This is a genomic window from Mycolicibacterium mageritense (genome assembly GCF_010727475.1).
Taxonomy (GTDB): Bacteria; Actinomycetota; Actinomycetes; order Mycobacteriales; family Mycobacteriaceae; genus Mycobacterium; species Mycobacterium mageritense.
This window is the reverse complement of sequence record NZ_AP022567.1, coordinates 5,641,880-5,654,396: the sequence shown is the minus strand read 5'-3', so window position 1 is coordinate 5,654,396 and position 12,517 is coordinate 5,641,880. Positions and strand designations below refer to the sequence as shown.

Annotated in this window: 13 protein-coding genes; all 13 read right to left on the bottom strand. The window is 66.4% G+C overall.

Annotated features, from left to right (window positions below):
• Positions 1 to 4: 4 nt before the first annotated feature.
• Positions 5 to 820, bottom strand: coding sequence for a translation elongation factor Ts (gene tsf / locus G6N67_RS27210; RefSeq protein ID WP_036436767.1), 816 nt, complete (start codon positions 818 to 820; stop codon positions 5 to 7).
• A 13-nt stretch (positions 821 to 833) separates the two neighbouring features.
• On the bottom strand, positions 834 to 1,658 hold the full coding sequence (gene rpsB / locus G6N67_RS27205) for a 30S ribosomal protein S2 (protein WP_036436764.1): 825 nt from the start codon (positions 1,656 to 1,658) through the stop codon (positions 834 to 836).
• A gap of 232 nt (positions 1,659 to 1,890) precedes the next feature.
• On the bottom strand, positions 1,891 to 2,994 hold the full coding sequence (locus tag G6N67_RS27200) for a zinc-binding dehydrogenase (RefSeq protein ID WP_036436761.1): 1,104 nt from the start codon (positions 2,992 to 2,994) through the stop codon (positions 1,891 to 1,893).
• Positions 2,991 to 3,818 (bottom strand): class I fructose-bisphosphate aldolase, encoded by an 828-nt coding sequence (locus G6N67_RS27195; RefSeq protein ID WP_197747936.1) that lies wholly within the window; start codon positions 3,816 to 3,818, stop codon positions 2,991 to 2,993. The genes G6N67_RS27200 and G6N67_RS27195 overlap by 4 nt, the downstream gene beginning before the upstream one ends.
• Before the next feature lie 23 nt (positions 3,819 to 3,841).
• On the bottom strand, positions 3,842 to 4,375 hold the full coding sequence (locus G6N67_RS27190; protein WP_036436758.1) for a VOC family protein: 534 nt from the start codon (positions 4,373 to 4,375) through the stop codon (positions 3,842 to 3,844).
• 11 nt (positions 4,376 to 4,386) lie between these two features.
• Positions 4,387 to 5,049 carry a dihydroxyacetone kinase subunit DhaL gene (gene dhaL, locus G6N67_RS27185; protein ID WP_197747935.1) on the bottom strand — a complete coding sequence of 221 codons (663 nt, stop codon included), beginning with the start codon at positions 5,047 to 5,049 and terminating at the stop codon, positions 4,387 to 4,389.
• Positions 5,046 to 6,041, bottom strand: a complete 996-nt coding sequence (locus tag G6N67_RS27180) for a dihydroxyacetone kinase subunit DhaK (RefSeq protein ID WP_036438352.1) — start codon at positions 6,039 to 6,041, stop codon at positions 5,046 to 5,048. The genes dhaL and G6N67_RS27180 overlap by 4 nt, the downstream gene beginning before the upstream one ends.
• Before the next feature lie 19 nt (positions 6,042 to 6,060).
• Positions 6,061 to 7,023 (bottom strand): substrate-binding domain-containing protein, encoded by a 963-nt coding sequence (locus G6N67_RS27175; RefSeq protein ID WP_036436755.1) that lies wholly within the window; start codon positions 7,021 to 7,023, stop codon positions 6,061 to 6,063.
• Between the two features lie 138 nt (positions 7,024 to 7,161).
• Positions 7,162 to 7,896, bottom strand: coding sequence for an IclR family transcriptional regulator (locus G6N67_RS27170; RefSeq protein ID WP_051578981.1), 735 nt, complete (start codon positions 7,894 to 7,896; stop codon positions 7,162 to 7,164).
• Entirely contained in the window at positions 7,893 to 8,984 is a 1,092-nt protein-coding gene (locus G6N67_RS27165) for a substrate-binding domain-containing protein (protein WP_081812686.1), read from the bottom strand. The genes G6N67_RS27170 and G6N67_RS27165 overlap by 4 nt, the downstream gene beginning before the upstream one ends.
• A 41-nt stretch (positions 8,985 to 9,025) precedes the next feature.
• Complete coding sequence (locus G6N67_RS27160) at positions 9,026 to 9,934, bottom strand: NAD-dependent epimerase/dehydratase family protein (protein WP_036436753.1); 909 nt, start codon at positions 9,932 to 9,934, stop codon at positions 9,026 to 9,028.
• A gap of 11 nt (positions 9,935 to 9,945) precedes the next feature.
• Positions 9,946 to 10,968, bottom strand: a complete 1,023-nt coding sequence (locus tag G6N67_RS27155; protein ID WP_197747934.1) for an ABC transporter permease — start codon at positions 10,966 to 10,968, stop codon at positions 9,946 to 9,948.
• The gene (locus G6N67_RS27150; protein ID WP_268951291.1) at positions 10,965 to 12,434 is read right to left on the bottom strand and encodes a sugar ABC transporter ATP-binding protein; all 1,470 of its coding nucleotides are present in this window, start codon (positions 12,432 to 12,434) and stop codon (positions 10,965 to 10,967) included. The genes G6N67_RS27155 and G6N67_RS27150 overlap by 4 nt, the downstream gene beginning before the upstream one ends.
• Between the last annotated feature and the right edge of the window lie 83 nt (positions 12,435 to 12,517).

Sequence of the window (12,517 nt, the reverse complement as noted above, 5' to 3'; positions counted from 1 at the left end):
TCTGCTACTGCTGGCCGACCTCGAACCGCACGAAGCGGGTCACGGTCACGCCGGCCTCGTCGAGCAGGGCCTTGACGGTCTTCTTGCTGTCGGACACCGACGGCTGATCCAGCAGCACGACGTCCTTGTAGAAGCCGGTCACACGACCTTCGACGATCTTGGCCAGGGCCTGCTCGGGCTTGCCCTCGTTGCGGGCAGTCTCCTCGGCGATGCGCCGCTCGTTGGCGACGATGTCCTCGGGGACGTCCTCACGGCTGAGGTAGCGGGCCTTGAGCGCGGCGATCTGCAGCGCCACGGCGTGCGCAGCGCTCTGATCGCCACCGGTGTACTCGACCAACACACCCACCGCAGGCGGCAGGTCCGCGGCACGCTTGTGCAGGTAGGTCTCGACCGTGCCGTCGAAGTAGGCGACCCGGCGCAGCTCGAGCTTCTCACCGATCTTGGCCGACAGGTCCGCGATGGCCTGCTCGACCGTGGTGTCACCGGCCTTGGCGGCCTTGAGGGCTTCCACGTCGGTGGCCTTCGAGGCCGCGGCGGCCTCGACGATCTGGTCGGCCAACGCCTGGAACTCGGCGTTCTTCGCGACGAAGTCGGTCTCCGAGTTCAGCTCGATCAGCGCACCGCCCTTGGCGGCGACCAGGCCCTCGGCCGTGGCGCGCTCGGCGCGCTTGCCCACGTCCTTGGCACCCTTGATGCGGAGCAGCTCGACAGCCTTGTCGAAGTCGCCGTCAGCCTCGACCAGCGCATTCTTCGAGTCGAGCATGCCGGCGCCCGTGAGCTCCCGAAGTCGCTTGACGTCGGCGGCGGTGTAGTTCGCCAATGTTCAGCCTTTCCTACGATGCGTCAGTGGTGGTGTCGGCTTGGGCCGCGTCGCCCTCACCGGTGCCTGCGGTCGCGCCGGCGAGCAGTTCCTGCTCCCACTCGGCGAGCGGCTCGGCACCCTCGGCGTCCTGCTTGGCCCCACCCTGGCCGGCGCGGGCCTGCAGGCCCTCGGCGACGGCAGACGCGACGACCTTGGTCAGCAGCGCGGCCGAACGGATCGCATCGTCGTTGCCCGGGATCGGGTAGTCGACGACGTCGGGGTCGCAGTTGGTGTCGAGGATCGCGATGACCGGGATGCCCAGCTTGCGGGCCTCGCCGACGGCGATGTGCTCCTTGTTGGTGTCCACGACCCAGATGGCCGAGGGCACCTTCTGCATGTCACGAATACCGCCGAGGCTGCGCTCAAGCTTGTTCTTCTCACGCGTGAGCATGAGGATTTCCTTCTTGGTGCGGCCCTCGAAGCCACCGGTCTGCTCCATGGCCTCGAGCTCCTTGAGGCGCTGCAGGCGCTTGTGCACGGTGGAGAAGTTGGTGAGCATGCCGCCCAGCCAGCGCTGGTTCACGTAGGGCATGCCGACGCGGGTCGCCTCTTCGGCGATGGACTCCTGCGCCTGCTTCTTGGTGCCGACGAACAGCACGCTGCCACCGTGGGCGACGGTCTCCTTGACGAACTCGTACGCCTTGTCGATGTAGGTCAGCGTCTGCTGCAGATCGATGATGTAGATGCCGTTGCGGTCGGTGAAGATGAACCGCTTCATCTTGGGGTTCCAGCGCCGGGTCTGGTGCCCGAAGTGGGTGCCGCTGTCCAGCAGCTGTTTCATGGTTACAACAGCCATGAGTCCATGGTTCCTTTATGTCGGTTGTCGTCCGGCTTCGGGTGAGGCCGGACCCTGGTGCCCGCCGGTTGCCGAACCCTCCCTGAGGAAATCCCAGGTCAGGACCGTCGGCATCCGATTACGACTCCGTGGTGGCAGTCGTGGCGCAGACACGCGAAGTCAGCCCGCTTGGACGAGCTGCGGATAGAAGTTTACACGCTGATGGGGTGTGCTTTTTCCACGCCGCCCGCGGTCAGCCCGTGCGCACAATCTGGCGGACGGTCCGGCCGCCGGCCAGGTCGCCCATCGCATCGTTGATCTGGTCGAGGCCGATTTCCGAGGTCACCAGCCGTTCGACGGGCAGGAGACCATCGCGCCAGAGCCGCACGAATTCGGGGATGTCCCGATTCGGGACGGCCGAACCCAGGTAACTGCCGGCGATCGTTCGCGCTTCGGCGGTGATGAGAAGCGGTGACACCGTCGCGATCGCTGACGGGGCCGGTAGGCCCACGGTCACCATGCGCCCTCCTGGCGCGGTCATGGCGAAGGCGGTCTCGAAGGCGCGGGGGTGTCCGGCCGCCTCGATCACGACCGGTGCCCGGATGCCCGATGCCAAGGCACGCGCCGGGCTGACCGCCTGGGCCGCGCCGAGATCGCGCGCCAGCTCGAGCTTGGCTTCCAGGTTGTCGACAGCGATGACCTCGTGTCCGAGCGCCAGCGCCGTGATCGTCGCCGCCATTCCGACACCACCGAGGCCGACAACGACGACGGACTCCCCCGATTGCGGCCGACCGCTGTTCAGCACGGCGCCGCCACCGGTCAGGACCGCGCATCCCAGCAGTGCCGCGACAGCCGGCGGAATGTCGTCGTCGACGGGCACGACAGACCTTCGGTCCACGACCGCATGGGTCGCGAACGCCGAAACACCGAGGTGATGCCGGATCGGCCTGCCGAATCGCGACAGCCGGGTGCCGCCACCCATGAGCTCGCCCGCTGAGTTGGCGGCGGTCCCCTGCTCGCACGGCACCCGTCCGCCGCTGCCGCAGCCCGCGCACTGTCCGCATCGCGGGAGGAACGTCATCACCACGCGCTGCCCAGGGCGGATGTCGTCGACGTCCGAGCCGACCATGTCGACCAGGCCCGTGCCCTCGTGCCCGAGCAACATCGGCAATGGCCGTGGCCTGTTCCCGTCGACCACCGACAAATCCGAATGACACACGCCTGCGGCGTCGATCGCAACGCGGATCTCTCCGCTTCGCGGATCCTCCAGGTCCAGCTCGCAGACGGCCAGCTGTGCCATCGCCCCAGCCGGCCGACCCGCCCGATCGTCCTCCAGGACCGCACCGACGATCCTCACGCCGCGCTTCGGCTCCGCAGCAGGTCGGCAGCGGCCGACGCGTCCACATCGTCGTGCACCACAGCCATCAGCGCGGCCACCATTGCGGCGGGATTTGGATGCTGAAAGATGTTTCTGCCGTACACGATTCCGCAAGCTCCCTGTCTCATGACCTCAAATGTGCGCTGCAGGATCTCGGTGTCGGTGGCTCGCCCGCCACCGCGAACGAGGACGGGCACACCCGATGCCGCGGTCACCACCTGATGAAACTCGGCAGGCGCATCGCACGGATCGGCCTTGATCACATCCGCTCCGAGCTCCGCTGCCTGCCGCACAAGTGCGGTGATGCGCCTCAGATCACCGTCGACCTGATAGCCGCCTGCGACGTCGTTGGGTGCCATGACGAGTGGTTCGACCATGAGCGGCATCGCGACGCGCTCGCATTCTGCGCGCAACACCCCGATGTTGCGGACGCACTGGCCGTGCAGCTCCGGCTGATTCGGCAGTAGCAGCAGGTTGACCACCACGCACGCGGCGTCGAGACGTACCGCGGTCTCCACGGCCTGGGGCAGCAACTCGCATGAGGGCGTACGTGGCACCGCAGCGCCGTAGACGTTCGACACATCGGTGCGTAGCACGAGCCTCGGATCGCCGGGACCGCGATGCCCGGACAACAGCCGCGCGAGCCCCGGGGTCAACTGGATGGCATCCGGCGCCGCGGCGCGCAACGTCGCCAGCGCCGCCCGAGCATCGGCAATCCCGCCCAGCAGCGCAGGTTCGTTGACCGCACCATGGTCGATCGCGACATCCAGCAGCCGCCCGTCCGCGGCGAACAGCCTCTCCATTCGGGCATGCATGTCGGCCTGCCTCATTCCGCCGGGTAGGTCGAGTACGAGCCCACCGGGAGTTCGAGTCGCGGGCAGTTCCCCAATTCGAAGATGAAGTCGAGTTTGGGCTCGGTGTCCATGTAGTAGTGCACGTCCACGTCGAACCAGCCGGTCTGCAGCACGCCGATTCCCTTCGCGGCGTAGTCGGCGATCACCTGGTCGAGGTCGTTCTCGGCAATCTTCTCCTTGATGTGGTGCAATCCTTCGCCGCGGCGTTGCAGGAACTCCTCATAGATCGTGGGGCCGTACACGGGCTGGATCAACTCGAAGTCGATGTCGCCCACCGTGGCGATCGCGATGAGAAACTTGAACGGCACGGTCACCGGTTGCGCGTCCACCTTGAGGTGGCGCACCGACTCTTCGGTGAAGGTGAGCACGGTCCACGGGCCGATACCGAGGTTGTCCACCCATGATTTCATGCTTCGCTCGAGATCTCGTGTGACAAGGGCGATCTGGAAGATCTTCCGGGTGGCGTTGCGCCGCCGCAGTTCGTCAGCCGTAAGGGGTGTGGTCATCTGACGTCCTTTCAGGGGGTTGAGGGTGAGAGGTGTTGGCGAGTCAGCCAGTCGGCCATCTCGCGGAAAATCAGTGCGACAGAGATGGCGCCGGGATCGGGGTGCCCCAGCGAACGGGGCCCGAGCGTCGCCGACTTCCCGTGTCTCGCCGTCATCGCCTTTGTCGCTTCTGCGCCGGCTTGAGCCGCCTCGGCCGCAGCGCACAGTGCTTGTGCCACAGGTATTTCCGCGGGTTGGGCGCGCAATGCCTCGACAGCCGGCAGCACCGCGTCCAGCATCGTCTTGTCGCCCGCGCGTGCGCCTCCGCGGCGCTGGATCTCGGCTACGGCGGCGTCGAGGTGGCCGGTGAGCGCGGCAACTGTCAGCGGCCCCGTGAACGCCGACGTGCGGGCGCCGCGGAAAAAGGTTCCGAACACCACGCCGGACGCTCCGCCCATCGATCCGATCAGTGTCGTCCCGACCCCGACGAGAATCTGGTGCGGCGTGGAGGCCGCCGTCGCCCGGTGTAGGTAATCACGCGCCGCGCGAAAACCGCGGGCCATACCTTGCCCGTGGTCGCCGTCACCGACCTCCCGATCGGCCCGCGCCAGCAGTTCTTCACTGGCGATCATCCGGTCGCACACCGCAGTCAGCATGCCGATGACGTCGACCGTTTCGACCCACGGGTGCGTCACGCCAACCCTCCCGCGAACGTGGCCTCGACCGAACCGTGGTACAGCTGCGTGAGTTCGTCATCCAGTTCGAACAGCGATATCGAAAACCCGTGCATCTCTTGACTCGTGGCGTACTCGCCGATGTGGGTGTCAACCACTTCGATCGCCTGTTCGGCGAGGCAGTTCAGCAGCCGACGGCTCACGATCAGCAACTCCGCCCTGGTCGTGGCACCCAGGCCGTTGACGAGGACTGCGACTGGATGGTTGCCGTCCAGCGGGCGGTCCGTGAGCAGCAGCTCCAGCATCTTGTCGGTCGTCGCGTCAGCACTGAGGAAATCCCCCGCCCACACCCCTTTCTCACCGTGCATGCCCATCCCGATCTCGAGTCGGCCATCCGGCACGACGAGTGTCGGCTCGTCTGAGCCCGGGATTGTGCCGCCGGCACCCGCGACACCGATACTGCGCGTGCGGTCGACGGCTCGTTGGGTGATGTCGGCGACCGCATCGAGATGGTCTCCCCGCGCAGCCGCGGCCGCGGCGATTCGAGTGGCGAAGTAACCACCGGCGATACCGCGCCGGTCATCCCGGCGATCGAATGGCGCCGCTGCGACGTCGTCGGCGACTCGCACGGTGCGTGTCACGATGCCGTCGGCGGCGAGTTCCTCTGCGGCGAGGTCGAAGTTGAGCCTGTCGCCGGCGTAGTTACCGTAGAGGAACAACACCCCGTGGCCACGGTGTGCCGCGGCAGCCACGGTCGCGATCGACATGGGGTCGGGTGCGGCGAAGACATCCCCTTGGCACACGGCGTCGGCCAGGCCTTCACCGACATACTCCAGCCACACCGGTTCATGGCCGCTCCCGCCGCCGACGAGCACCACGACGCGGTCGGTGAGCTCACGTCGAATCAGGCCGAGAGTGCCAGGGACACGCGATGTTCGGCCGCTGGTGACAGCCAGATAACCCTCAAGGGTTTCCATCGCGACGTCGCCGGGCTTGTTGATGAACTTGCGCATGAGCATGCCTCATTTCCGATCACTGGTGTGCGGCCAGGTATTGCTTGACGGCCGCGAGGTTGTCGCGGCTGAATTCGGGCGACGGGGTGAAGTGCAGATAGTCGCCGGCGCCTGTGCCGTCGCGCGTTGCGATGGCGACCGCGACCACTTCGTCGGCCCACGCGGCGGCGTCCTGGCCGGTGGTGTGCTCGACGACAGCCGGTTCGGCGAGCAACAACTGCGCGACAGTGGGGTTCATGCCGATGCCGAACACCGCGACCCTGCCTTGAAGTCCGCGCGCTTCAACGGCTTTGGCGGCGGCCACGATTCCGTCCTCGTTCTCCGCGATCAACACGTCGATATCGGGATGGGCAGCGAGCATTGCGGTTGCGACGGGGGTCGCGGCGTCGACGACATAGCCTTCCTGGGCGCTCACGGTCTGCACATCCAGGCCCGAAAGCGCCTCGTCCAACCCCGCACGACGGGCCTTGCACACGTCATAGGTCTCGCAGGTCAGGTACGCGACTTTCGCAGGCTTGTGGCGACCTTCGAGATGAGCCGCAACCGCACGCCCGGTGCTCGTGCCGAGCCCCTTCTGGTCATTGGTGACGAATGCCTCGGTGAGTTGTTCGTCCAGTGGTGGCGCCAGGCAGGTGTTGTAGCAGACGACGGGCACGTCGGCGTTGTCGAGTCTGCGGATCGCCGCGGCCGAGCCGGTTGCACTGGCCACGCTGGTCGCGACCAGGTCCACACCTTTGGTGGCGAAGGCACTGAGCACCTCGTGTTCCTTGCCCACGTCGTTGTTGATATCGGCGATGTCGAACGAAATCCCCTGCGCGGGGCCGATTTCGTTCAGTCGGTCGACAAACTCCGAGAACGTGCCGGTTGGAAACAACGTCGTCACTCCGACGGTGTACGTACCGTCCGCTCCACTGTTGGTGGCATGGCACCCACCGGCGACGACCACCACGGCCGCCGCGGCCGCAATTCTTGCGAACCTCATTGATGTACATGTCCTTCCGGCATGATCACGCGCGGCCGGATTCAGCACTGCGTGTTCAATACTTCGATCCTATAAACGAGATACAGAACACACTATGCGCCGTGCGTCACACGCGTCAAGACCCCGAAGGGCGGCTGATCAAGCGCGAGAAGCGAGTTCGCCGGCAAGGCGCAGGATTGCGGCGGAGTCCTTCTCGTGCGTCGCATCTCCCAGGGCACGCACGATTCCGACGGCCGCCGGGGTTCGTCCGCCGACATTGATCGCGGCCGCCGTGCCTGCGAGCGCCATTTCCTCGACACCGTCGTTCGATGCCCACCCGCGGCTTCGACACACCTTGAGCGCCAACCGAAGTCGGTCGGCGTCGAAAGTCAGACCGCTCGGCGACACGGCCGGCTCGTGCTGGAACATCCGGTCGACCACAGCGTCCGGCAGATGACTCAACAGGGCGATTCCCGTCGCCGTCGACCACGCCGGCAGGCGCATTCCCGGAGTCAGGGTGAGAGGCAACGGCCTGTCGCCCTCACGCACGGCCACGTGTGCGATGTCGCCGCCGACGAGCACCGCCAGGACTATCGCCGCGCCGTTCAACTCCGTGACACGCGAGCACGCGCCACGGAATTCGTCGATCAAGCGAGATCCTCCGACAAAGCCCCTTGCGATCTCGGGGATTCGCGCACCCAACCGTACTGTTGCCTGCTCGTCGCGCGTGACCGCTCCCTCTTCGAGCAACGTCGACACCAGGTCGGACACCGAACTCTTGGCCGTGCCAAGGCGGCGCGCGAGCTCGGGGACCGTGAGCCCGTGTGGGTTCGCCGCCAGCTCGGCCAGAATTCGAGCGGCGCGGTGGACGGCGGGTGAACCGGGACGCGTCATTCTGCGTCCCAGGGAACGTAGTCGGCGGCGTCGGGCGTGATCAGCCGCGGCGGCAGCAGCCGAAGCCGAGAAGCAGGGGCCAGGCCGGTGTGGATATCGGCTGCCACCGACAGTCCGACGCGTGCCATCTCGGCCGGATCCTGTGCCGCAGTTGCGATCAGCCCCTCGCCGCGCGCCAAAACAGCCGCAGCACGCTGGGATCCGTCGACGCTGACAATGGGGATCGGCAGGCCGGCCTCTTCGACCGCTTTCAACACACCGAGGGCAGTGGGGTCGTTGATTCCGAAGAACCCATCGATTGGGCCATGTTCAGCGAGGATGCGACGAGCCAACTTGCGGCCTGAGGCCTCCGAATGGTCACCGCGTTGCCGAGTGACGATCTCGATGTCGGGGTACTCGCGCAACGCCGAGACGAATCCCGCGACCCGATCGGCGGTAGCGGTCACGAACGTGCCGTCGACGATCGCAACCCGACCCCGTCCTCCGATGGCTGCGGCGAGATACCGGCCGACCATCGCACCGGCCGCGACATTGTCGGTCGTCACCGTCGCATCGGCGCCCTCAGCTCCCACGTTCAGCGCGACGACCGGTACTCCAGAGTCCTTACTGCGCGCGACTGCGGGGCCGATGCCGACGGAATCCACGCTGTCGAGCAAGAGCGCCTGCACGCCATCCGCCACCAGGTCGTCGATCTGTTCGGCCTGTCGCCGCAGACTCTGTCTGGCATCGCGGATGTCGACCTCCACGGCCTGAGCCGCGGCCGCCGCCCGAACCGCCGCGATCTCCGCGACGAAGAACGGGTTGTCAAGGTTCTGCACGCAGACGCCGACGCGCGACATCCGCACGGGCTGTCGGCCGTATGCCGCCGCGAGCTCGACTATCGCCAGCCCCAGCCCGTAGTTGCCGTCTGTCGCCGTGAGCAGTCGTTGGTCGACGAGGGCTTGGCAGATCCCGAGCAGGCTGCTCTTCGGAAGGGACAGCCTGCGCGAAAGTTCGGACAGCGTGGCCGGACCGTGCACGGCGATGTCAGACATCACGTGAAAAGCCCGGCCAACAGCCGGCACGCGCGGTGAAGCGCCCGACTCCATGCCCACGCCGTCAGGATACGAGGCCGGGCCGCCCAATCCGGTCAGGGGCGCACGTTCTCGCGAATCCAGCTGGTGACAGAAGACTGACGGGGCCGCCAACCGAGCCCGCCCCGCGCCGCGCGGCCGCGCACCCGGCTGTTGGAACCCAGCGCGTAGACCGCAGGCTCAAAACCCCATTCTGCGACCGCATCGGATACGGACATCTCCTGCGGCGGCGCCAACCTCAGCGCGGCTGCAATCGCCTCCGTGATGGCCCGGAAACTCTCTTCACCGTTCTCCACGAAGTAGAACGAACCGGCGGGCGCCTTGTCCAACGCAAGCAGGTAAAGACTGCAGGCATCGTCGAGGGATACGTTGGACCACCGGTTCAGGCCTCGTCCGATGTGCCGCACCACGCCGGTTCGTCGAGCCGTCTCTACCAGCCGAGGGATCTGCACGCTGTCGGCGCGGACCCCCTCGCCGGTTCCATAGACCATCGAGTTGCACAAGACAACCGAACGAATGTCGCGGTCCTTCGCCGCCAGCACGCGCCGGTCGATGGAGACCCTGGCTTGTTTGTCGGAAGCCGGCGCCCACGTGGCGTCGCCATAGACGTCATCCTCGGAGTAGACGTCGTCTTGAGGCTCTCCGCCGGATGCCGACCCGACAATGCTGGAGCCGCTCGTGTGGAGGAAGGGCTTACCGCTGCCGTCGAGAGCGTCGAGGATTGCGTCGACGGCACCGGCATGGTCACTGTCGGCGGCGTTGATCACCGCATCGGCGGCGCGCGATTCGCCGGCAAGCAGCCCTGCCTCGTCGAGATTTCCGAGCACGGGTTCGATACCAGCCGCAGCAAGGGATGCGGCGTCGGCGGTGGATCGAACGAGCCCGCGCACATGGTGAGTCGCCGACAATCGGGTGGCCAATGTCCCGCCGAGGAATCCGGTCGCGCCGGTGATGAAGATGCGCATGCCGAGACCTCCTATTTCCGCACTCGCGGGCGCACGGTGCTGACGAGTACCGCAAGCAGGACGATGAGCCCGTTCGCCACATACTGGGCGTAGCTGTTGACCCCGAGCAGCACCATGCCGTTGTTGAGCACACCGATGAACACAACACCGATCAGGGTGCCGACCATCGACCCGCGGCCCCCGTAGAGGTTGGCACCGCCGACTATCACCGCCGTGATGACCGCGAATTCGACCCCGCGTCCGATGGTCGGATTGCCTGCCCCCAGTTGCGAGGTTTGCAGCACCGCCGAGACCGCGGCGAGCAAACCGGTCAGGCCGAACAGCACGGTGCGGATGCGCGCAACCGGAATCCCGGACAATCTCGCGGCCTCCGGGTTACCGCCGATGGCGTACACGCCACGACCGAAGGCTGTTCGGTTGGCCAGCAACCAGAACAGTGCGAACGCCGAGACCATCACCAATGCCGGAATCGGCACGCCCAACAGCGCACCGTTGCCCCATTGGGCGAACCCCGCATCGATGATCGGCAGCGGGACGGCGTTGGTCAACATCAAAGCCGCGCCGCTGAGCGCGGAGAACAACGCCAGCGTCACGATGAAGGACGGCACGTTCAGCCACGCCCGGGCCGCGCCCGCCGCGGCGCCGATCACGGCACCACTGACGCATACCGCAGCCGCCGCCAGCCATGGTGGCAGCCCATGATGCACCGCGAGCACACCCAACAGCGCAGAACCGAAGGCGATTGCAGAGCCGATGCTGATGTCGATCTCGCCGGCGACGATCACCAAAGTCATACCGAACGCGATGATTCCGGTGAACGACAGTTGCCGGGCGACATCGAGGAGGTTGCCCGCGGTGAGGAAATTGGGCGCCGTCGCCGAGAGCACGACGACGGCCACTGCGAGGACGCCGAGCAGCGCGAGATGCTGCCTACCGGAATGCCACGCCACCGCGACCATCGACCGCGCCCGCGACGGCGCGCCTGGATCGCTGTCTGCCGGCGGGACGACCCGACCACTGAATACCGCTGTCATTGACTGCCTTCCATTGCCAGTGCCAACACTTCCGATGGCGTGGACTCGTCGACCACGCGCTCGGCGATCACGCGACCGCCGCGCAGCACCACGATTCGATCGCAGACCTGGAACAGTTCCTCGGTCTCCGACGACACGAAGACGGCGCTTACGCCGTCTGCTGCCAGCTCTCGAATCAGTTGATATATCTGATCTTTGGCCTCAACATCGATTCCGCGCGTGGGCTCGTCGAGTAACAGCACCCGGGCCCGCGCATTGAGCCACTTGCCGAGAATGACCTTCTGCTGATTGCCGCCCGACAACGTGCCGACGGCCACGTGCGGTGAGGGCGTTTTGACCGCAAGCCGCTTACTACTGGAAGCTGCGAGTTCCCTTTCGGCCCTGCGCGAAAGCCATCCGCGCCGCGCCAACCGGCGCAACACCGCAAGCACCAGGTTGCCGGAGACCGACATGCCGAGGACAACGCCATCGCGTTTTCTGTCCTCAGGCGTGAACCCGACACCGGCCCTGATCGCGTCCTGTGGCGATCGGGGGGCGTAGGGCCGCCCGCCAAGGGCCATTCGACCACCGGTGACGGGGTCGAGGCCGAACAGGCAGCGAAGGATCTCAGTACGGCCCGCCCCCAACAAGCCTGCGATGCCGAGCACTTCACCTTGATGGAGCACGAGGTCGACGCCGTCGACCCGGTCTCCGGATCGCAAGCCGTGGACGGCGAGAACGACCTCCTCCGATCGTTTCGTGGCGGCGGGGCGGCGCGCGTGCCCAGCGCCGCCCGTCATCATGCGCACGATGTCGCCGGTGCCCGCCGCACCGATGGACCGCGTCTCGACGAGCTGCCCGTCCCGCATCACCGTGACCGAATCGGCTATGAGTGGGATCTCGTCCATGCGGTGTGACACGTAGATCACCGATATGCCGGACTGGGCCAACCGCCGAATCAGTTTGAGGAGGATCTCGACTTCTGCGGCCGGCAGCGAACTGGTCGGTTCGTCGAGGATCAGCACCCGGCTGCCCAACGACACCGCCCGCGCGATCTCGACACTCTGCTGTGTGGCGATGCTGAGCGACTTGACCTTGGCCCGCGGATCGATCACGAGGCCGACCGCGGCCAACTGCTCGTGCGCGTGCGCAACCATCGCTGCCGGCGACAACAGCGGACCGACACCGGCCACCGCGCGCCAACGGCCGAGCAGGAGGTTCTCGGCGACACTCAGTTCGGGGATGAGGCTGAGTTCTTGGTGCACGGTGGCGATCCCGAGTTCCCGGGCCCGGGCCGGCGAGGTGATGGCCACGCGTACGCCGTCGATCCGGACCGTGCCCTCGTCGGGGCGTTCGGCGCCCGACAGGATCCGAACCAGAGTCGACTTGCCCGCGCCGTTCTTGCCGAGCAGCGCGCGCACCTCGCCTGGCTGCAACGCCAAGTGAAGTCCGTTCAACGCCCGCACACCCGGATAGCGCTTTGACACATCCAGAACTTCAAGACGAGGTCGCACCTGAAACTCCGTTCATTTCTTCGTCTACTAGTACGACATACTGAACACAGGCTATG